Annotated in this window: 24 protein-coding genes; 21 read left to right on the top strand and 3 right to left on the bottom strand. The window is 64.3% G+C overall.

Annotation, left to right across the window (positions count from 1 at the left end):
- Window positions 1-73 precede the first annotated feature (73 nt).
- From H7J73_RS08515 to H7J73_RS08445, 15 genes are read left to right on the top strand one after another with little or no spacing between them, the layout of a single operon-like run.
- The gene (locus H7J73_RS08515) at window positions 74-577 is read left to right on the top strand and encodes a Gp37-like protein (protein WP_264066887.1); all 504 of its coding nucleotides are present in this window, start codon (window positions 74-76) and stop codon (window positions 575-577) included.
- Window positions 577-1,032: a phage gene 29 protein family protein gene (locus tag H7J73_RS08510; protein ID WP_264066886.1), complete on the top strand. Its 456-nt coding sequence runs from the start codon at window positions 577-579 to the stop codon at window positions 1,030-1,032. The genes H7J73_RS08515 and H7J73_RS08510 overlap by 1 nt, the downstream gene beginning before the upstream one ends.
- Window positions 1,029-2,156 carry a hypothetical protein gene (locus tag H7J73_RS08505; RefSeq protein ID WP_264066885.1) on the top strand — a complete coding sequence of 376 codons (1,128 nt, stop codon included), beginning with the start codon at window positions 1,029-1,031 and terminating at the stop codon, window positions 2,154-2,156. The genes H7J73_RS08510 and H7J73_RS08505 overlap by 4 nt, the downstream gene beginning before the upstream one ends.
- Window positions 2,157-2,167: 11 nt before the next feature.
- Window positions 2,168-2,614 (top strand): hypothetical protein, encoded by a 447-nt coding sequence (locus H7J73_RS08500; protein WP_264066884.1) that lies wholly within the window; start codon window positions 2,168-2,170, stop codon window positions 2,612-2,614.
- Window positions 2,614-3,687: a DUF7257 domain-containing protein gene (locus tag H7J73_RS08495; RefSeq protein ID WP_264066882.1), complete on the top strand. Its 1,074-nt coding sequence runs from the start codon at window positions 2,614-2,616 to the stop codon at window positions 3,685-3,687. Before H7J73_RS08500 ends, H7J73_RS08495 begins: the two co-directional genes overlap by 1 nt.
- Before the next feature lie 11 nt (window positions 3,688-3,698).
- Window positions 3,699-4,019, top strand: a complete 321-nt coding sequence (locus tag H7J73_RS08490) for a hypothetical protein (protein WP_264066881.1) — start codon at window positions 3,699-3,701, stop codon at window positions 4,017-4,019.
- Entirely contained in the window at window positions 4,016-4,222 is a 207-nt protein-coding gene (locus H7J73_RS08485) for a hypothetical protein (protein ID WP_264066880.1), read from the top strand. The genes H7J73_RS08490 and H7J73_RS08485 overlap by 4 nt, the downstream gene beginning before the upstream one ends.
- Window positions 4,223-4,282: 60 nt before the next feature.
- Complete coding sequence (locus tag H7J73_RS08480) at window positions 4,283-5,653, top strand: hypothetical protein (protein ID WP_264066879.1); 1,371 nt, start codon at window positions 4,283-4,285, stop codon at window positions 5,651-5,653.
- Between the two features lie 23 nt (window positions 5,654-5,676).
- A complete protein-coding gene (locus H7J73_RS08475) occupies window positions 5,677-6,729 on the top strand; it encodes a heparin lyase I family protein (protein WP_264066878.1) in 1,053 nt (350 codons plus the stop codon).
- Window positions 6,730-6,746: 17 nt separating this feature from the next.
- Window positions 6,747-7,691, top strand: a complete 945-nt coding sequence (locus H7J73_RS08470; protein WP_264066877.1) for a hypothetical protein — start codon at window positions 6,747-6,749, stop codon at window positions 7,689-7,691.
- A 53-nt stretch (window positions 7,692-7,744) separates the two neighbouring features.
- The gene (locus H7J73_RS08465; RefSeq protein ID WP_264066876.1) at window positions 7,745-8,572 is read left to right on the top strand and encodes a peptidoglycan recognition protein family protein; all 828 of its coding nucleotides are present in this window, start codon (window positions 7,745-7,747) and stop codon (window positions 8,570-8,572) included.
- Window positions 8,572-9,783 (top strand): alpha/beta hydrolase family protein, encoded by a 1,212-nt coding sequence (locus H7J73_RS08460; RefSeq protein ID WP_264066874.1) that lies wholly within the window; start codon window positions 8,572-8,574, stop codon window positions 9,781-9,783. The genes H7J73_RS08465 and H7J73_RS08460 overlap by 1 nt, the downstream gene beginning before the upstream one ends.
- Window positions 9,784-9,807: 24 nt before the next feature.
- The gene (locus tag H7J73_RS08455; RefSeq protein WP_264066873.1) at window positions 9,808-10,119 is read left to right on the top strand and encodes a hypothetical protein; all 312 of its coding nucleotides are present in this window, start codon (window positions 9,808-9,810) and stop codon (window positions 10,117-10,119) included.
- Window positions 10,119-10,559 (top strand): hypothetical protein, encoded by a 441-nt coding sequence (locus H7J73_RS08450; RefSeq protein WP_264066872.1) that lies wholly within the window; start codon window positions 10,119-10,121, stop codon window positions 10,557-10,559. The genes H7J73_RS08455 and H7J73_RS08450 overlap by 1 nt, the downstream gene beginning before the upstream one ends.
- Window positions 10,556-10,978 (top strand): hypothetical protein, encoded by a 423-nt coding sequence (locus H7J73_RS08445; RefSeq protein WP_264066871.1) that lies wholly within the window; start codon window positions 10,556-10,558, stop codon window positions 10,976-10,978. Before H7J73_RS08450 ends, H7J73_RS08445 begins: the two co-directional genes overlap by 4 nt.
- Here H7J73_RS08445 and H7J73_RS08440 read toward each other — a convergent pair.
- Together H7J73_RS08440 and H7J73_RS08435 are read right to left on the bottom strand one after the other, a co-directional pair.
- Window positions 10,975-11,928, bottom strand: coding sequence for a tyrosine-type recombinase/integrase (locus H7J73_RS08440; protein WP_264067106.1), 954 nt, complete (start codon window positions 11,926-11,928; stop codon window positions 10,975-10,977). The genes H7J73_RS08445 and H7J73_RS08440 overlap by 4 nt on opposite strands.
- Window positions 11,929-12,736: 808 nt before the next feature.
- Window positions 12,737-13,342 (bottom strand): Rv1733c family protein, encoded by a 606-nt coding sequence (locus H7J73_RS08435; protein WP_264066870.1) that lies wholly within the window; start codon window positions 13,340-13,342, stop codon window positions 12,737-12,739.
- A gap of 477 nt (window positions 13,343-13,819) precedes the next feature.
- On the opposite strand from H7J73_RS08435, the gene H7J73_RS08430 reads away from it, so the two are divergent.
- The 5 genes from H7J73_RS08430 to H7J73_RS08410 all read left to right on the top strand — a co-directional run bounded on the left by H7J73_RS08430 (window position 13,820) and on the right by H7J73_RS08410 (window position 18,526).
- Window positions 13,820-15,217 (top strand): ammonium transporter, encoded by a 1,398-nt coding sequence (locus H7J73_RS08430; protein ID WP_264066869.1) that lies wholly within the window; start codon window positions 13,820-13,822, stop codon window positions 15,215-15,217.
- A 4-nt stretch (window positions 15,218-15,221) separates the two neighbouring features.
- The gene (locus tag H7J73_RS08425; RefSeq protein ID WP_264066868.1) at window positions 15,222-15,560 is read left to right on the top strand and encodes a P-II family nitrogen regulator; all 339 of its coding nucleotides are present in this window, start codon (window positions 15,222-15,224) and stop codon (window positions 15,558-15,560) included.
- Between the two features lie 98 nt (window positions 15,561-15,658).
- Window positions 15,659-16,576 carry an alpha/beta fold hydrolase gene (locus H7J73_RS08420; protein ID WP_264066867.1) on the top strand — a complete coding sequence of 306 codons (918 nt, stop codon included), beginning with the start codon at window positions 15,659-15,661 and terminating at the stop codon, window positions 16,574-16,576.
- Between the two features lie 93 nt (window positions 16,577-16,669).
- Entirely contained in the window at window positions 16,670-18,211 is a 1,542-nt protein-coding gene (locus H7J73_RS08415) for an arylsulfatase (protein WP_264066866.1), read from the top strand.
- Window positions 18,212-18,268: 57 nt separating this feature from the next.
- Entirely contained in the window at window positions 18,269-18,526 is a 258-nt protein-coding gene (locus H7J73_RS08410) for a hypothetical protein (RefSeq protein ID WP_264066865.1), read from the top strand.
- Between the two features lie 7 nt (window positions 18,527-18,533).
- Here the strand turns inward: H7J73_RS08410 and H7J73_RS08405 are convergent, their stop codons facing one another.
- The gene (locus H7J73_RS08405; RefSeq protein ID WP_264066864.1) at window positions 18,534-19,391 is read right to left on the bottom strand and encodes an LLM class flavin-dependent oxidoreductase; all 858 of its coding nucleotides are present in this window, start codon (window positions 19,389-19,391) and stop codon (window positions 18,534-18,536) included.
- A gap of 208 nt (window positions 19,392-19,599) precedes the next feature.
- Here H7J73_RS08405 and H7J73_RS08400 point away from each other — a divergent pair, with 208 nt between their 5' ends.
- Window positions 19,600-20,592, top strand: a complete 993-nt coding sequence (locus H7J73_RS08400) for an Lrp/AsnC family transcriptional regulator (protein ID WP_264066863.1) — start codon at window positions 19,600-19,602, stop codon at window positions 20,590-20,592.
- Window positions 20,593-20,652: the final 60 nt, after the last annotated feature.

Below are 20,652 nucleotides of genomic sequence, written 5' to 3'. Positions count from 1 at the left end.
TTACTGACTCAACCAAGTTCAGACATTCCTCATCCGCTACGGGATCTCGAAGATCGCCGAAGCGATCACGTCGATGCCAGGTATGCCGGCGCAGCTTCCCGGCTCCGAAGGCGTCGAGAACGTCTACCAAAATCAGGCTGACGACCTGTTTTTCAGCTTCATCAGGTACACCGACGTGAACCGCGAATTGTCTTCTGACGAATACGGATTCCTCGAAGATTTCGTCCAGGGATCCGGCTCGGCCTACGTCATCTCGTCGCCGCTGACCATCCGCGAAGGGCTCGACAAAACGAAGCCGTTCCACGCTTTCAAGGTGTCGGTGCGCAACGCACGACCGCACCGGATCTTCATCGACGCCGATATGGGCGATCGTGCGCTGTTCGAGATCGACGGGATCCTCTCGCAGGATCACATCTCGGCGATCCGCCTCCACGAAGACGAGACCACGCCGAAGACATTCGATCTGTCGATCGGCGACGACCGCGAATCCGAATCCGGGCTAGCGCAGGTAACGAGGACGGCGCAACAGTTCTGGAACGGACTCGCGATGCTGTTCGGACAAGGGACGAACTTCTGATGGACACCCACCCCGACGACCGCTTCGCGCGGCTGGCGTTCGACATTCCGCCGGACCTACAGCCGGCGCAGGAGCTGGTTTACCTGATCGACCAGATGCTCGACAACCCGATCGACAAGCACGGCCATCACTACGACCTCCGCTACCTGAAGCCGGCGCTCGCATGGCATTTCGCGCGGTGCTGGCCGGCCGAGTTCGGCGGCGATCCGAAAATCAAGCGTCGCGAGTACCCGAACGGCTACGTCGAGTGGGTTCCGCTCGACGCGCCGGACCTGCCGGCGGATCCGCTCGACGGGCTCACTCTCGACGAAATACAGGCGCTGCCAGTCGAGCAGCGCGACGCAGCGATCCGCCGGCTACAGGTCGGCGACAGCGGCCCGGTGGCCGACCCCGACGACCGGATCCCCTGGAAGGTCCGAACGAACATTGAAATCGACGAGGAGGCACTGACATGACGATCACCGAAGCAGATATCGACGACTTCTACGCGAACCACCAGTTCCCGACCACTGGTGATGCGACGGCGCTGTTTCAGGCGATGTTGCAGTCGACGTGGGTCGGGCTGGTGGGCGATCCCGACACCCCGCCCATGGTCGGTGCGACGCTCGAAATGGTCGACGGGAAAGCCGTTATCACGACGACCGTGCTCATCGGGCCGCGCGGGTTCCCCGGCAAGAACGCGCCCATGATCGAACTGCACTGGCCGGTGCCGCTCAACGACGACGACGAAATCGACCTGCCGGTGAACTGGGGGCCGGAACTCAAGAACCACGGGTTCCTTTACGGCGGACTGGTTTACGTCTGGGATGGCGTGAACGACTTCCACGCTGCGCTACCGGGCCCGCAGGGCAAGACCGGCGCGACGCCGAAGATCACGCTCCAATACGAAACGATTCCGATGTCCGAGCGGACCCCGGAAGTGATCGCGGCCGGCGACCAGGTGATCCCCGGCGGGACACCAGAACTGCCGGTCTTCAAGATTCGATCGTTGTCGCCGCAGGGCCCGCAGGGCGTGATGGGCCCGGTCGAGGGGCTGACGAACTACGACCCGAACACCGCCGGCGGCGGGAAGTCGTTCGGCAAGGTCTTCGGTGTCCTCGCGAACAACAAGTGGGGGCCGACGGATCTGTCGACGAAGCGAGTCCAGTTCGGCACGATCCCCGAGCAGGCGTTCTCGAACTTCAATGGGCTTGCTCAGCGCGCGCCGATCCTGTCCTACACGTTGCCGGTCTGCGAGGAAGACTCTGTGCTCCGTGTCGGTGGGCACTTCTACGCGTTCGGCGTCGAGCTCGACTCGGATCCGCTGACGATCGGTTGCGAAGTGCGGCTCGGCGATCCGCTTTCCGGGCAGCTGATCGGCCGCGGCAAGGGAACCATCATCGGCTGGACACAGGTCGGGCCGCACTTCTCGTCCCCGTCGACGCCGACCGTGGCCGCGGCACCAGACAACGGCGTCGGGCTGGTCCCGGCAGGCAGCGCGCCCACGATTCACGTCGCGCTCGTCAACGACGGTCTGTTCGGTGCGTACATCTTCAACCGCACCGACGCGCAGCTCGATTGGATGCTGATTCCACAGTGAAGGACGAAACGATGACTGAGACCACCGAGACATCGCCGGCGAAGAAGCCATTCGAGAAGCGGTACAAGACAGTCGTTCCGCTTATCCGCGGCGATCGGCCAGCAGTCGCAGAGCTCGGCGCCGACGACGAGCACCAGGACGTGACGACGGCGCGCTGGCTCGGCCGTGAGTCGTTCGAGAACACCGTCGCTCACGACCGCCTGGTCCTCATCGAGTATTCCGAACGGCTGATCCCGATCGCCGATGTAGATCCGCGGCTGTCCGAAGCGCTTGGCCGGCCGGTCGGCGACTTCGACTGGTTCGAGTTCTCTGGGCTTGGCCGGCTCGACCAGGCGATGTTCGACTGGCACGCCGCGGAGTTCGTGTGGAACTGCGATCAGTGGTTGGCAGCCGAGCGCGCGCACTTCGAAGCGCTCGACGCCGAGCACCAGGCCGTCGACGCCGAAGCTGGCACCTGATGGGCGGCAAGGTCTACGACCGCCGGCCGCTGGAAGTCGATCGCGATCCGCGGAAGCAGCTCGCCGAAGAGGTCGGCCGATTCCCGAAGCTCACGCCGGAATCACTGCTCGCCGGCTACGTGAAGTCGCTTCAAGACTTCGGGATGGAGGCGCTGAGGCAGGTGATCGGAATCGACCTGCCGCTGTTTTTCGCCTGGCTCAAAGGGCTGATTCCCAACTTCGACTTCACTAGTTTCCCGACCCCGGAACAGGCATGGACGTCGATCATTCACGCGTTCCTGGATCCGCTTTCCGGTATCGGCGACGCGATCACGAAGGCATTCTCGGGAATCACGCTGGTTGATCCGGGCACCGCGGCCAACAACGTGTGGAATGCGATCACGGGCATTCTCACCGTGGGCAACAACGCGCAAAACGTCGGCAACAACGCCATGCGTGAGATCAATGCGCTTAAGGCCCGGTTCTTCGCCGGCGACGGCGCCTACTACATCGACAACCTGGACTACGCCAGCTCGCCGTACCTCCCATCGCCGTATGTGAGGTACGAATCAGGTCCGGGGGCGGGAACATTCGGGCCGAACGGCTCTAGCGCCTTGGCGTGGAAGGCAGCGGGGGCCAGTGCGCGAACCTGCTGTTACCGCAACCCAGACATGCACATCAGCACCGGCAAGTTCGGTGCCGCGATGCTCCTGGAGACCGTCTCTGAGCGTTCCGGACCGATGAACTACCTCGGGGCTGTGAACAGCTCCGGGAACGGGATTGCACTCGGACGGTCATTCAACCAAGCCGGACTAGTCACGGTCTCCGCGGGCGTCCCATCCGCCCTCATTTCCCCGCTGTCATACACCGAGGACAAAGGCGACTCGTGGGAGATCTACTACGGCACAACAGCAGACCCCAGAAGCGCGCGCATCATCCTCAACGGCGGCGCCGCGGTCGTCGTCGCCGACACCGGAATCACGCTGGACAACGACATCTATCTGTATCTCGGCGGGTCGGCCGTCAACTTCTTCTTCACCCAAGCGGTGCCCGCCCGCGTCGGGTCCTTCACCTTCTTCGAATCCAACCTGTAGAGGAACGAACCATGGACGACCAAAACCTAGCCCCAGCAACCGTGTTCGACGAGACCGGTCACGTCGAACTCACTGACTATGACGTGATGTTTGCGGTGTTCCGCGAGTTGTACGAGGGGCAGCTCGGGAAGTGGCGCGGCAACATCATGGCGCACCGCACCACAGCAGACGGCGGCCCCGGATACATCCTCGAGCTCAACCCTGAGCCGTCCCGGCTGGACCGCCCTGGCTTCACTGTCTATCTCCATGACCATCTGCAGAAGATGCCGTTCGGTGTGATTATGGCGATCACGCCAGCGGATTTCGCCGAGTACCAAGCATCCCTGCTGTGATCCGTCGGCTGCTCGACCGGCTCGACACGTTCGGGACCGACGACCCTGATTTCCACGAAGGGCAACCCGAAGATCGGTGTCCGGTCTGCGAGTGGCCGACGATCGACCATCCGGGGCATGAGCGTTGGAACGGTCGCTGGACTACTGGCGCGGCGAAGTGGCCGCACCGGCGGGCGGCTGCCGTCGCACTGCTGATCGGTTAGGCGCCCCACCGGCAACCGGCAATTAGGTCTAAAACGACATATGTCGGGCACACTTGGGGCATGGCTGAGCTGAAAGCGTTTCGCCTCAAGGGCTGGTGGAAGGTCGGCGTTGCCGACGATGTCGCCGACGCGGACGAGAAACCCGAACTCAAGGGATTGAATGCCGGGTTCACCGTCACCCCGGCCGCGAAAGGCTTCCCGGTCATTAAGGCGACGACTGCGGAACCGCCAACGCTAATCACGTTGAACCCTATAGAGGGATTCATCGTCTCTGGACGGGTCGCGGTCCGCAAAAACCAGTTCGACATCATGTTGTGGGCGAAATGCTCTGCCCTCAATATCGGCGATACCCCGCTGACGTACACGCTGCGCCCGCATGACGCGACATTCAATGGGCAGAAGCTATCCGGTCTGCCCTCAATCACCATCATCGCTCCCACGATTGCCGATGACCATGATGACGAGCTCGACGGCGAAGTCGTTGCCGATCTCGCCGAAGTTGACTGGTTGGAGACTGCGCCGGCGGTCGGTGGAGGGTTCAAGATTCGCGCGGTGCCCAATGGCTGGGACTTCGACGACGAAGGCAAGCTGCGGTTCTATGCCGATGGGACTGAGGTCGGCGAGGGCCGGGAAATTCCGTTTGCCGATATCGTCGGCACTGCTGTCTCCAACATCGTTGGAAACTACACAGACGAAGCAGTCAGCATCTTCGATCGCATGGAAGTTCGGCCGGACTTTGACCGCCGCAAAGCAATTGACAGGCTGATCAGGGATTACAAGGGGTATGGAATTTGGGATCGTCTCGATGTGTTCTGCCCGCTCGCGGCACATAGGCAACAGGCGGCGTTACTGAACTGGCTACCAGACAAGATCGAAGAGACAAATCTTCGCGCATACAACTCTCCGCTTTTCATACCGGACAGAGGTTTTAAGGGCAACGGAACGAGCAGCTACCTGGCGAACGTGTCCATTGAAGCGGTCAACACTCACGTGACCGACATGTCGATAGGGCTGTGGCTGACTACCCCTTCGACGGCCGGCGGATGGGATCTGTGGTTGACCGCCGGCTGGAATGTCGCCTTCCAGGCGGCGGCCAGCGCCGTGACTTGGCGCACCGCGAAGCCCAACGGCCTCACTGCGCCCATCAGTGCCACAGCACGGCCGGGCCTTTACTTCCTCACCCAAGACGCACCCAACAGCGCACACCTGTACAAAGAGGGATCCGAGATCGCAGCGGACACCCGCATGTATTCGGACACCGTCACGCCTAACCCGACTTCGCCGCTACTGCTGTTCTCATCCAACGGCGTGGAATCCTTCAGTAACGCAACCCTTTCGTTCGTATCGATAGGCGGCGCGATGGATGCGACAGAGCAGTCGCTGGCCTATCGAGCGCAGACCACTTTCATGCGATCGGTTGGTGTCGCCTAATGCTCGTCTTGTCCGCTGAGCAGATGGCGAGAGTCATCTATAAAGACCAGTCTCCGTATGCACTGTTGCGGCCGATCAGATTGATCGACAACAGTTACATGCTGCCCGAATCCGTCCTCGCGGAACCCGAATTTGCCTGGTGTCGACGCATTCTGAGTGAAGGTCGAATCATTCCAGCGTCTCAACTGACCATCGACCAGATCGCCCGCTACGACTACCGAGTCGTCATCAGCGGTGAGCAAATGGCACTCAGGCTCGATAGTTCGGCCGACCATCCCGAGTCCTACGGATCTCCCATGCCCAGGCTGTTCGACATGCCGAATCAGAACCTGTACTACTTCGAGTCGCATCGCAATCAGGACCGTCCGTCAGCGGATCGAAAGAACGGTCGGCGGCGAGTTGAACTCGAACAGCGACGCGATAGCGGCGTCTATTACGTTGCCGGCAACACCCTTTGGGCATCATGGTCCACACTCATCACTGATCAGCGAGCAGGCTTCGACGGGCCCAACACCAGCATCATCCACCAGTGGCATCAACACCCATCCTCGGCGATAGCCCCTCCACCGTTCGCGGTCTACCTCGATAGCGGCAACCTTGTCATCGGTGCTCGATCATCCGCTGGCGGCGTCGCGGCCTATACAGGTCCAGCGCCCGCGAGTTGGGTACCAACAAGGTTCGTCGTGTCTGCCACCCTCGGCGCTTCCGGGCATCTGAGCGTGTGGCTCAACGGCGACCAGATCATCAACGTCGACACCCCCATCGGCTACTACCACGAGGGCCTGCCGTATCTGGCCTACGTGAAATCCGGGATCTACATGAACAACACCCACACCGTGGACGCTCTCTACCATGCGAACATCGAGTTCGGTCTCGATGACCTGTCGTCCCGAATTGGGCTGCCTTTACCGATATTTGGTGATCCCGCGGGCTGGCCACGCATACGGGGGCCAGCCCGGAAAGCCAGTCCGAACCGCAAGTCGTCACGCAAAGCGTTCGTGAGTTCACCGCAACCCCGAGTATTTCGCACCGCAAGCCCGAGTTTGCGGGCGTCCCGAGACCTCTACCCACACTGAAAAGGGAGGGCAACCCGATGGGTTTTATCGCCTACATCAAGAAGACCTGGGTCAACGACGATACAGCGCTGGCCGCGGAAAGCTTCCAGCCTCTAGAGGACGCACTGCAGGCTGTTGGCCAAGAGGTGATGACCCTCGCGAAGAAGGCCGATATCCAGCCCTTCGGTCCGGGCACCGGACTATGGACGAAGCCGGCCGGCGCCAAGCTGGTTGAGATCCTGCTGAATGGCCCCGCTGGCGGCGGAGGCGCCGGTGCCCGCGAACCCTCGGGTACCCCGTCGTGCGGCGGCGGAAGCGGCGGCGCCGGCAGCATCACCCGAGTTGTCGTCCCTGCGGATTCGCTGCCGGCGACAGTGCCTGTGTTCGTCGGCACTGGCGGCGTAGGCGGCGCCGCTCAAACCGTCGACGGTCAGCCAGGCGCCAATGGCTCATCCGGTTCTGGTGCAACCACTTTCGGTGTCGCCGGAACCGGTGCGGGCGTTCTGTTCGCTGCGGCGCGTGGCACCGGCGGCACCGGCGGCGGGGCTGGTGTCGCCGGTGCGGCGGGTTCCGCTGGCGCTGGCGGAACAACCCCGGTCGGGTCGGGCGCGGCCAGCTCGGCGACCGGGACTGCTGGTACTGCCGGTGGGAGTGGCGCGAACTCTGGCGGTGGGTCTGGCGGCGGCGTGAATGCCGCTGGTGTCGCGAGCAACGGCGGCGCTGGCGGGTCCACCCCCATCGCCGCCGCCGCAGCAGGAGTCGTCCCCGGCGGGGCCGGCGCGGCGGCGACCTCCCCCACCAGTTTCTTCGGCGGCGGTGGCGCCGGCGGCGCAGGCAACGCCGCCGGACCCGGCGGATCTGGCGGCAAAGGAGCAACTCCCAGCGGTGGTGGTGGCGGCGGTGGCGGATCGGTAAACGGCTACCCATCCGGTCCCGGTATGGCCGGCGGCGACGGCTACGCCCAGATCACCACGTACGGCTGATTGGCGACGCGGCAATTGCCCCAATAACGACATATGTCGGGCAGACTCGAAGTATGAGTGATCCGACTTGGCTGCCCGACGTGCTTCGCGCCGCGGGCTTGCAGTGCGATATCTATCCGGGCGCGTTCCAGCGCGGGCACGGCGACTTCGGCGAAATCTGGGGCGTCGTCTGCCACCACACCGGCAGCTTCGGCGAGACGCCGCGGGGGATCGCCGAGCATCCGACGTGGGGGCTGGCGTCGCAGCTGTACCTATCGCGCGACGGTAAGTACACGCTCTGCGGTGTTGGCGTCGCATGGCACGCCGGCGCCGGCTCCTGGCCGGGCCTGCCGGCCAACAACGCGAACTTCCGCACGATCGGCATCGAAGCGGCCAACGACGGCGGCGGCACACCTGGCAAGCCGCATCACATCCCGTGGAGCGACGAGCAGTACGGCGCTTACGTCCAGGGCGTCGCCGCGATTCAGAAGCAGCTCGGCCAGCCGGCGTCGCATGTTCTCGGGCACAAGGACTGGGCCGGAGCTGCGCAAGGCAAGTGGGATCCGGGCGGCATCGACATGAACCTGTTCCGCGCGGACGTCAATGGCCGGCTGACGGGGCAGGTTGTGGTCCCGCCCCCGCCCCCGCCGCCTGTCGTCGTGGTGCCCGGCGTTCCGGTCGAGTATGCGAACTTCGGCGTGATCCGCCGCGGCGACAAGGGGATCCGCGTCGTTTCGCTGCAAACGCGCCTCAAGCGGAATTACTCGCGGATCGTGATCGACGGCGACTTCGGGCCCGACACCGAGGCGAAGGTCCGCGACTACCAGCGGATTCATCCGCCGCTGGTAGTCGACGGCCAGGTCGGGCCGGCCACCGCGGCAATGCTGAAGCTGGTCGGCTGATGGCATACCAGGCGCCCCGCAAGGTCGGCGATCGCCACCCGCTGATCCCGAAGGCAAAACGCAAGCTGTCCGGCAACAGCTACGGCAAGGCGCTGATCGGCGATATCTCGGACGTCTACACCGAAGCGTTCGGCGCTGCGCTGCGCACGTTCGGATCCAATGTTCACGACCAGGTGCTCAAGGGGCGCCGGCCGGCACCTGACGTGAACACGCTCGGCATCTTCGACTGGGCGATCCAGAAGCAATTGCAGATCGAGCCGGCGCCGGCCGCGCCGCCGGCCGTCCCGAAGGAACGCGCGATCGGCTACATCTGGCGCGGTACCGGCGGCATCGTCGGGCAAGACCTGGTGTACCTGGTGCTGCAACAGTGCGCGGACCTGGTGGAAATCGTCGATCCTCCATGGGACGCGACCATGGGCGGGATCCCTGTCGGAACCGCCGGCGGAATCGGCGACCCGTCCATGTGGTCGGCCGTCCAAGTAACCGTCGCGTGGGCGCAAACCGACTTCATCGCGCGGCGTGCGGCGAACCCGAAGATCCGCATCGTGATCGGCGGCTACTCGGCCGGCGCGATCGCCGCGGCCATCTTCAAAGCGTGGCTGCTCGAACACTTCCCCGAGAACTACGTGTGCTCATTCAGCTTGGGCGATCCGACCCGGCCGTTCGGCGGCGGATTCTTCGGGCAGCCGGCCAAGTGGGGCCGCGGCATCTCGACGATCAGTTACGGCGATCCGGGCGATCCGCGGCACTGCTGGCTGGCCCATGAGGGCGACATGTACACGCAGATTCCGGGCGGCGTGGTCGGCGACATCATGGACGACGTTTTCGAGGAAGTGACCCGGTTCGCGTTCCGCGATATCGCGCAGGTCGCAATGCGAATGATGACGGCGATTCCGACCATCGCGGAGAAGGCCGGCATATCGCTGCCGGCGGCGTTCGCCGCGCTGGCGACCGGGCCAATCGGGATCGCCGGGTTCGCGCTGCCTCTGCTGCTGGCGTCGATCGGCGGGTTCGTCCCCGGCGGCGACCCGGACAAGCTCACCGGCACCGCGGCGGCGGCGAAGGCCGCGACGATCGGGCTCACGTTCCTATTCCAGGGCACCGGGCCGCATATCCGCTACCACCTCGACGAGGCATGGCCGGGCGGTCCCACGTTCGTCCAGCTCGCCGTGATGCACGTCCGCGACTGGGCCAGCCGGCCGGCCGCGTAGCTCCACAACCGAAGGGAAATCGTCATGCTCTCGAAGTACACCCCGTCGCAGAAGGCGAAGGCCACCGCGGCGTTGCTGTCGTCGCTGGCGCTGTTCCTGCTCTCCTTCGCTGCATTCGTTGCCGACGTGCTGCCGACGGGCTCGGGTGCCGCGGCGGCGATCGCTGCGGGCATCGCGATCGCGTGCGCGTGGCTGGTCCGCCTAGCGACGTTCCTCACGGCCAGCGCGCCGACGTTCGACCAGATCGCCAAGAACGTTGACGACGTTATCGACCTGGTGGAGGAGATCCGGCCAGCCGCGATCGATCCCGCCTACGGCCGGCACGCCAAGCCGTAATGACTTGGAGGCAGATCGACCCGAGAAGCTGGAGGCGGGCGCAGCTCGTCACCTTCCTGATCGCGGTTGTGTGGGGCGCCGACTACTGGTTCACGCCGAGCGGTTCGTCGGCGCTGCTGACCACTCTGGAAGGCGCGATGCCGCTTCCGGTGTGGGGATCGCTGCTCATTGGTGCCGGCGCGGCTGGGTTTGTCGCCGAAATTGCGCTCGGGGATGAACCGTTGTTTCCAACGGCTCAGCGCGCCCGGTGGGGTTGGGTGACCAACGCTGCGCACACAATTCTGTTTGGCGTGTACTTCGCGCTGGCGTCCAGCTCATTGGTGGACGTCATCACGAAAGACGGCGACGGGGGCACCTACGGCTGGCGGACGCCGGCGCTGTGGTTCGGGTTCGCCTGGCTGAACGCGCAGTTTGTCCGTCGAGTCAAGGGCAACAGGTGATCGACAAGCTGCTCGAAAATGCGCCGCTATGGGTGCTCATCGCGGCGATTATCTGGCTCAAGCTGCCTGATTGGGCGGAACGGTTCGCCATCGTTGGTCGGCTACTTGAGCCACTGTCGAAGCGTTGGCAGGAGAAAGCCGCACGCAACGAGCGGAACCGTCGCGAAGTGATGGAGGCCGAAGCGCGCCGGCTCGCACCCGATTACGCCGAAATGGAACGCCGGCTCAAACGGATGGACATTCGGCTCCGGTTGGTCGAAAAGTCAAATGAAGTGAACGAGGCGTTTATCCGATATGACGCCGACTGGCACTTCAACGACGAGATGGCAGCGGTCGGCAGGCCGGAATGCGTGCCGGCGCCGAGGATTAGCCACAGCCAGTTCGAAAGGCAGTACCGCGAGGGTTGGCGACCCGACTAGGCCAGCCGTTCGAGGCCGCGCAGCCGCGCTGGCGGTGCATCGCTGGCTGCCATCATCGCGGCGCGCACTTCGGTGTCGTCGACGGCTATGTAGAGCTGGGACGTCGCGAGGCTGGCATGTCCGAGCAGCTGTTGCACGGCCGGCATGTTCCGCGACCCGCGGTAAGCCAGGGTGGCGAACCGGTGGCGCAGCTTATGCATCGTCCACCCTTCTGCCGCCATGGCCCGCGACACCAGGACGCCGACAGTTTTCGGCGCGAGGTGCCCGTCGCCGAATTTGGCGCAACCGTTGCGGAAATTTCCGCCGCCACCGTTAGGAAACAGGTAGCCGGTGGTCTTGGCGCCGGGGGTATGACCGGCCGCGCCAAGTGCTATCGCGTCTCCGAGCTCGTCAGAGCAGGGCAGCGTTCGCAGCTTTCCGCCCTTGCCGTGCACGACGAGCTGATAACCGTCGAACCCTTCGATCAGATCCGTGGTCGCGACTTGGGCGACCTCAGCGCGACGCATTCCGAGTTCGGCGGCGAGTCGCAGCATGAGCATCACGCGTGGGTCCGCGGCTATCAGCGCGCCCCTGTAAACCCGGTCGGGTGCGGGCCGCGGCGCGGGCGGGCTGGCCTTGATCGCCGGCAGCGAGTCGGCTGGATTGGCGTCGAGCAGGCCGGCTTTGTGCGCCCACCCGAAGAACGACACGGCAGTGTTGCGATATCCCCGGCGAGTTTCCTGGGCCCAATGCTGCTGCGCAGCAAAGAACCGCACTAGCGAATCGCCGGCGAGCTCTTGGGGTGACACGCCGACGCCGGCAGCGATTCGCCGGACATGGGCGGCGCGCGTATTTCGGGTAGTGACGGGATAGCCGGCGGCGGCAAGTTCCGTCAGATAGCCATCTAGGAGCGGTTTCCAGTGGTGCGGCGTCGGGCGTGGTCTCGGCCCAGTCGCCTTTTTCTCAGGAATAGTGGCAACCCCTTGTGAAGTTGGTACGAATTCACTGTCTACCAAAGCGGGGGCAATTTGCCGACGTTGCGGCATTACAGGAAGGTCACAGTTCTGCTGGCAAACACTTTTAATGCCGCCGACGATCGCGGGCTCACGCAACCTCGTCGCCGGACCATGGACCTTCGACAACGTTATTGTCGTCCGTGTCCGTTTCTCCCAGCAGCATGTGCACAGGATTAACTCCTATACAGAAGGTTAGGGGTTCGAATCCCTTCGGGCGCACTCACAGTTTTGACGACGACAGCTTTACTCCCGGCTTCTCCTTGCAGGGTTGGTCAGCGAGTCCATGCCCGCTACGGCGGAACGCTGAACCTCTTCGATGACCTCCGCATCGGTCCCTATCGACCCGCCCTGCCGACCCAGCCCGCCGTCTCCGGTCGCTATCCCATCGACATGCCGGGAACAGGTCCCCGTGTTTCGATGATTCTTCATCCGCGCAAGGAAGGGCCCTGACGACCAGCAGCGGCAAGACCCCACCGACCGATCCGCTCAGCCACGGCGAGCGCCGAACGGCGGTGATCGCGGCTTCTCTTCTGGTGGCGGTGATCATCGTGGGCGCGGCGGTGTGGGCCGCCGTCGGTCAGAGGGCGGACCCAAGTCGATCCGGCGATACGTGCGTGACAGTGCCGATGGCCAGTTCGATGGGTGGCGGAGTCGAACGCGCCTGCGGTAAGGCCGCGCAAGACTGGTGCCTAGCAGCTGAGGCCGTGCACGATGCCCATGCAGAAGCCGTCCAGGCCGAGTGTCGTCGAGCTGGGATCAGGGCCTAGCGCCCCCGCGGTGGCCGGCTGGTTCCGCCTTCGCTTCTGCCGCCACCGGCGAAGGCCTCCATCTCACGCTCCAGTTGCGCGCAGCGGATCTGGTCGATCGGCGAACGCAGCATCGCGATGGCAGCGACCAAGCCAAGCGCCACGGCACCCCACAGGCCCGCGCCGGCGGCGATCGCATCGAGTCCGGCTTGGTAGGCCGGCATCGGCGGATCGACGGGCACTCCCGAGTCGTCCACCCAGATATCAACGTGGGCACCGGCTTTGAGCGTTCGATCGCCATTTATCCAGGCGGTTCGGCTGACCGCACGCTCACCCCCTCGCGCACCGTCATCGCCGACCGTCCACAGCGCGAGGACGGGCAGAGTCGTGGTGTGTGACAGATGTGGCATCGGGTCCGTCTCGACCACCGATGCGGTGACGATATGGCGTGCCAGGGATTGCTCGGCGTAGAGCTGAGCCTGCGATTGGTAGACGGCGGCGCCTTCGGCGACGCATCCCGGGCCGGCCGCCAACGCGAGCAGACTGGCGAACAGGATCAGGCAGGCTTCGACCCGGTCGGTCCAGCGGAGCAACGGATTGCGACCGAATGCGCGCGCAAACAATCGCCAACGGCGGCAAAGCGCGAAACCGTGCATGAGGGCCCCTGCGTTCGCAGGCTGTTACATTAGTCGAACCTTCGAATTCTGATCCGTTCGACAAATCATTTCAATAACCAAACGGCGGAAACCGTGGCATCCGGTAACCGCCTTGTCGGATACGGCGCCAGGGCGGCGCGGGTAGCGATGTTGTGACACCGAATATGCTGTGTTTCAACGGTATTCGAGAGTACGGAAGCGTCAGGGCGCCGGTGGGTTGTCAGCGGCTTCTCCGTCAGCCGGCCGTGAAGTTGCTATGTATGTTCTGTCCGTACTCTGCTAAATCGCATAAGAATCACAATGAGTGAACTGTTGATTTCCGATGAATAGTCTGGGAATTGAATTGCGATATCCAGATTTAACAAATGAACATCTAATAGAAACTCCTCGAGCGTAGATATTTGGCCACTTGCGTGCCAATAACGCTCCCAAGGAGGGCTGGCAATGAACCCCTATCCCGATTGGCTCAATCCCGGAGACAACGCGTGGCAGTTGGTGGCCGCCACACTCGTCGGGTTGATGAGCCTGCCCGGCATCGCGGTTCTCTACGCCGGCATCGTCCAGAAGAAGTGGGCGGTCAACACGATGCTGATGGCCTTCACCGGTTTCTCCTTGGTGTTGGTCATCTGGGTGCTGTGGGGCTTCAAGATGGGTTTCGGGGACCCCGCGAACCTGGGGCCCGGGATACTTGGATCGTTCATCGGCAAGCCACGATCCATCGTGGGCACCGCTAATCAGGGGCAGGCGATCATCCCGCTGCTCGACGGCGCGATGCCGAAGTTCAGGTTCTCCGAGAGCACGTTGGCCTACTTCCAGTTCGTCTTCGCCGCGATCACGCCGCTGCTGTTCCTCGGCAGTGTGATCGGCCGGATGAACTTCAAGGTCTGGCTGATCTTCGTACCGCTGTGGTCGACCTTCGCCTACTGCGTCAATGCCTTCCTGGTGTGGGGCGGCGGCTTCTGGGCGCAGGCCCACGCCGGCGCCAGCAGCCTGTTCAGCACCGGCGCGCTCGACTATTCCGGTGGCTATGTGATCCACTTGGCCGCGGGCACAACAGGATTCGTCGCCGCCTGGGTCATCGGGCCCCGACTGGCCCGCGATCGCGAGCGGGCGGTGCCGAACAACCTGCCGATGGCCGCCGTCGGTGCGGGCATCCTCTGGTTGGGTTGGAACGGGTTCAACGGCGGCGACCCGTACTTCGCCGGCACCAATGCGTCGCTGGCGGTGCTGAACACGAACGTGGCCACCGCGGTGGCGCTGCTGACCTGGGTGCTCTGGGACATCTTCGCCAGTCGTGAGAAGAAGCCGACGTTCCTCGGTGCCGTCAACGGCATGATCGTCGGCCTGGTCGGGATCACGCCGGCAGCCGGCTTCGTGAACACCTTCGGCGCCATGATCATCGGCGTGGTGGCGTCGTCGCTGGTGTGGATGTCCTGGAACTGGCTGGGCCGCACGCGGTTGTTCAGCAAGGTCGACGACACGCTGGGCGTCGTCCACACCCATGGTGTGGCCGGCTTGCTCGGTGGCCTACTGGTCGGTGTACTGGCGGATCCGAACGTGACCGTCTATCTGGGTAACGGCAAGGACGTCAGTGACGTCACCGCAGCGGGGTGGCTGTGGGGCCACCATCCAGCGCAGATCTTGGTCCAGCTCTGCGCTGCGCTGACCATCATCGTCTGGGACGCCCTGATCACTTTCGCCATCCTGAAATTCCTCGGCCTTTTCATGAAGTTGCGCGCGCCCGACGAGGTGCTGGAGGAAGGTGATATCGCCGTGCACTCGGAGGAGGCGTACCCCGAAGAGTCGCTCGTCGGGGGTCGGCTGGACACCTCGAAAGCCTGAGGCCATGAAGCTCATCACCGCCATCGTTCAGCCGTTCACCGTCGATGACATCCGCACCGCCGTGGACGAGGCGGGTGTGCACGGCCTGACTTTCGTCGGAGTGCAGGGCTACGGACGTCAAAAGGGACACACCGAGGTCTATCGCGGGGCCGAGTACAAGGTCGACTTCGTTCCCAAGGCGCGGATCGATGTCGTCGTCGACGACGAGCACGTCGACGCAGTGGTGGACGCGATCGTCACTGCCGCCCGGACCGGCAAGATCGGTGACGGCAAAGTCTGGGTGACCCCGGTCGAGGCGCTGGTGCGGGTGCGGACCGGTGAACGCGACGCCGAAGCGCTGTGACGCAAGGGTCCACCGAGTGTGGACGTACCGTCGCCACGTGATGGCGCGATTCACGAACTTCGTTTGACAAGGCACCAGGCTGTGTCGAGGCTGGGTTGATGGCTGGCATCGCCGAGACCGACCCCGTCCTCGAAGGTTCGGGTATCGAGGCGCCCGTCGAACGGAATGTGCGGCGGATGTTCGGCTTCCTCGAGCGCTTCGCACCCGCGGTGGGAGCCAAGGTCGCGGTCGAACTGTGGTGCACACCGCCCGTCATGGACGCCAGCTTGAAGATGCCGCCCGGGGTCCCGGCGGGATCAGCCGTCGAGGCGTTCTGGGATGGCCATCGCGTGGTGGGCGCCTCCTGGGGTGAGGGGCCGCCGGTATACCTGGTGCACGGCTGGGGTGGCTGCCAGGCGCACCTCGGTGTCTTCATCAAACCGCTTGTCGCTGCGGGCCATCGCGTCATCGCGTTCGACCTGCCGAGTCACAACGACTCCGGCCCAGGCCAACTCGCGCCAGGACGAACCACGATCGTCGAATGTGCCCGGGCGGTAAAAGCTTTCGTGCAGACCCACGGCCCGGCCCGGGCGATCATCGGCCACTCCCTCGGTGCCAAGGCCGCCGCCCTTGCGGTGGCAGAGGGCATGCCCGTCGAGCGCATGGTGTTCCTCGCACCCATGGGTGACTTTTCCTTGTACCTCAACACTTTCGCGATGCGGCACGGCTTCGGCCCGCGAATCCGAACCGGCCTGCACCGCCGCCTCGACCGGCGGCTCGGCATCCCTCTCGACGATACTGACATCGCCGCAGTGGCCGGCAGGATCTCCCATCCGCCGCTGCTTCTGGTGCACGATCCGGACGATCCGGACAGCCCATATCGGGCAAGCGAGCGCATCGCCGAGGTCTGGCCGGAGGCACGGTTGGTGACCACCCGCGGGCTGGGACGGTTGGCGCACTACCGCATTCTCCGGCATCGCCCGGCTATCACCGTTGCCCTCGACTTCATCGGAACTGCACCCGCTATGAAGCTGTGAATGCGCCGCAACAGCCGTCCGCTCGCCCCGTTCGGCGGTAGCGTTCGCCCTTGAGGCCCGACTCGGTCGGGTCACGACGAGAGCGGTGCGCCAGTGTCTGGACAGCGGAAACCCAACATCGTCATGATCATGGCCGACGACGTCGGTATGTGGAATCTCAGCGCCTACCACCGCGGGATGATGGGGGGCTCCACGCCGAACATCGACAGGATTGCCGGCGAGGGCGCACTGTTCACCGACTATTACGGCCAGCAGTCCTGCACAGCCGGTCGGGCGGCGTTCATCACGGGCCAAACACCTTTTCGGACAGGTCTTTTGAAGGTCGGCATGCCTGCCGCCAAACAGGGCCTGCAGGACTCGGATCCCACCCTCGCCGAGCTGCTCAAGCCGCTCGGATACGTGTCGGCGCAGATCGGGAAGAACCATCTCGGCGACCGCAACGAGTACCTGCCCACTGTCCACGGGTTCGACGAGTTCTACGGCATCCTCTATCACCTCAATGCGATGGAGGAGCCCTACGACACCGAGTACCCCAAGGTCGACGGGTTTCACGACCGCTTCGGTCCGCGCAACATCGTCGACACCAAAGCGAGCGACGTCGACGATCCGACAGAACATCCCCGCTGGGGCCGGGTGGGTAAGCAGACCATCGTCGATGGCGGACCCCTGCCCCCGCATCCGGGGATGGACGACGCGGCGACCGTCAGCATGGAGGATGTCGATCCCGAGCTGGTGCGCCGATCGCTCGACTTCATCGATCGATCCGTGGCGGCCGGCAGCCCGTTCTTCCTCTGGCACAACTCCACTCGATGCCATGTCTGGACACATCTCGATCCACAATGGCAGGGCAAGAGTGGCTTTGGGCTCTACGCCGACGCGATGATGGAGCTGGACTGGGAGGTCGGTCAGATCCTCGACCAGCTCGACGAACTCGGAATCGCCGACGACACCATCGTGTTGTTCACCAGCGACAACGGCGCCGAGGTGTTCAGCTGGCCCGACGGCGGCAACCACCCGTTCCGAGGCGAGAAGGGCAGTACCTACGAAGGCGGTTTCCGCGTACCGATGGTGGCCAAATGGCCCGGTGTCATCAAGCCCGGAACCGTCGTCAACGAGATCATGGCCCATGAGGACTGGGTACCCACCCTGGTGGCCGCAGCCGGTGAGCCGGACGTCAAAGCGAAGCTGCTGACCGGGTACGACGCAGCCGAGAAGACCTTCACGGTTCACCTCGACGGTTACGATTTCACGCCATACTTCACCGGCGAGGTGGCAGAGGGGCCGCGCCGAGAGTTCTTCTACTTCAGCGATAACGCCGATTTGATGGCGGTGCGCTACAACGCCTGGAAACTGAATTTCAAGACGATCGTCGGCAATCTGTTCACCGGCAAGGAGGACACCACCAACGTCCCGGTGGTGACCAACCTCCGCCAGGACCCGTGGGAGCGCTACCAGACCGAGAGCATGCTGTACGGCCGCTGGTGGGGCGAGAAACTCTGGGCGATGGTGCCTGCGGTGAACATCGTCGGAGAGTTCCTCGCCACGTTCGTCCAATATCCACCCAGCCAAGCCTCGGGAACGCTGAGCGTCGAGAAGGCGCTGGCACTGCTCCAAGACGGCGCTCTCAAGAACTGAACAACTCTCGGCACCGCGGTCCGCGTGGTGCTTCTGGCGATCGGCGAAGGGTTTGACATGAAGAAACTGGCAGCAGTGTTGGTGATGGCCTCGGGGATGGTCCTCGGGTCGGTAGCAGTCACGCCGGTGGCGCAGGCTGACGTCTGTGCCTCCGCGGGCGGACGCCATGTCTCGGCCGGCGGCTGCACCAACGTCGCCGGCGACGCCGCGGCGGCGGCCATCGTGTCGCAGGATTATCCGTATGTTCCAGGCGAGATACCTTGCTACACAGCAGAAGGCGTGCCCTACTACACGCCACCCGGGGACCCCTGCTAGGAACCGTTCACAGGAGGGCGTCGGCGAGACGGTCGAGCTGGTCGAGTGAAGCCACCGTGGGGTGGAACAACAGTCGGTCGAACCCGAGATCGCGGTAGGCGCACACGGTGGCTCGGGCGTCGTCAGGGGTTGCGATCAGGTCGTCGATATTGAGCTGTGCATAGGCGGGTTTGAATCCGTAGTAACGAGACAGGTGATCACGTCCGCCCTGGATCACAGCGTCATTCCCCAGGGCGAAGTTGACCGACGCGTGGATCTGCGGGTGTCCAGGCCGGCCGGCGGCGTGCCAGCCGGCCCGGACACGATCGGCGAATTCCGACTGCCATGGGTACTCGCGTAGCGCACCGGCCACCCAGCCGTCGCCGACTGTGGTGGCGCGGCGCACAGTGGCATCTGATCGCCCGCCGAAGAGCAGCGGAATATCAACGGGCGCAGGGGATATCGGGCTGTTGCCACTGACGGCCTCACCTCGCCACGCTTGCCGCATGACCGGCACCTGTTCGTCGAGCAGTCGACCGCGCTTTCGGTAGTCGACGCCCACTGCGGTGTAGTCGTCCTCGCGGGAACCGACTCCGATGCCGATGGACAGCCGGGGCCCTGCCGCGTCCGCCAGGCTTGCCAACTGCTTGGCCAGCAGAACCGGCGGATACATCGGCGCCAGAAGGACATTGGTGACCAGCGTGAGGTCGGTGGTCGCGCCTGCCGCCAACGCCAGCGCGACGATCGAATCCATGCTGGGGTAGATGAGCCGGTCGATGGTGGTCACCGACTCGAAGCCGCGTTCTTCAGCCCGACGGGCCCACTTGACCATCAGGGGGCCGGGAACGCCGGCGCAGTGGTTGGGCAGTCCGATGCCGATCTTCATGGTGTTTCTCCTTGCAGGTGGTGGTTTACGGCGGCGAACTGTGCGGCGTGGTCACCGTTACGGGCGGCGTACCGAAGGGTGCGGGCGGCGTCGGTTGTCGGTCATACGCATGACTCCAGAGTCGGCGTCGGACCACAGTTATGGCCAGTGTCTGGCGTCATGGCGGCAGATATCAACACCTGCGACGGCTGACTCGTAGTATTCCGTCATGATTGCTCCGCTGGACGGCAAGATTCTGCACGCGCTGCAGCTGTCACCGCGGGTGTCTTTCCGGCGGATCGGTGAGGTGATCGGTGCACCCGAGCAGACCGTGGCCCGCCGCTACCGCAAGCTGCGGCACGACGGTGCGGTGCGCGTGATCGGCGTGGTGAACCCGCAGATATTCGGCGAAGCCCAGTGGGTGGTGCGCGTGCACGCCAAACCCGACGACCTGCCCCGGTTGTCCGAGGCATTGGTCCGGCGCCGGGAAGTGACGCATGCGAATGTGCTGTCAGGCTGGACCGAACTGGTATGCGTCATTCGAGCGCCGTTGGGGGACAGTGCCGATGGGCTGTTGCAGCGTCTGCCGCGCACCTCGGCGGTGCTGTCCTTGGATATCGATCTGGTGTTGCACGAGTTCGGGGACGCGACCGGCGCTGCATGGACCGCCTACGGACACACCCTCACCGCCGAGGAGGCGCGACAGCTGGTGCCCCCACCGGCTTCGGCGCCGCCGAGCGGGCCCGTGGCGCCCAGGGAGGAGGATCTCCCGCTCATCGAGGCGCTTGCGGAGGACGGCCGGGCACCACACGCCCGGCTCGCCGAGCACATCGGTTGGTCATCGGCGCGGGTGAAGCGGCGCCTGGCCGCACTGGAGGCATCGGCGACGCTCACCTACGACGTCGACGTGCTGCCCGACCGACTCGGGTTCGGGGTAAACGCGATGCTGTGGCTGACGACGGCACCGAGTCATCTCGCCGAGGTGGCAGAACAGATCGCAGCGCACCCCGAGATCGCCTCGGTGTCCGCGATCAGCGGCCGCAACAACCTCATGGCCATCGCCATCTGCCGTGACGTCGAGCACCTGTACAGCTACCTGACCCGGCAACTCGCGGCCATCGACCGAGTGCAGGGCTATGACATCAGCATCCGCACGCAGCGACTCAAGCAGGCAGGCTCGCTGGTCACCGGCGGGCGACTCGTCAGCGTCCGGCGGAGTTGATGCTGCGGCAGCCGATGTGAGGCAGACATCTGATGCGTTCCCATCTGTTGGCGAGGAACC

This window comes from Mycolicibacterium komossense (genome assembly GCF_025822605.1).
GTDB lineage: Bacteria > Actinomycetota > Actinomycetes > Mycobacteriales > Mycobacteriaceae > Mycobacterium > Mycobacterium komossense.
Note: the sequence above shows the minus strand (reverse complement) of the source record. Positions and strands in the feature narration are given on the sequence as shown.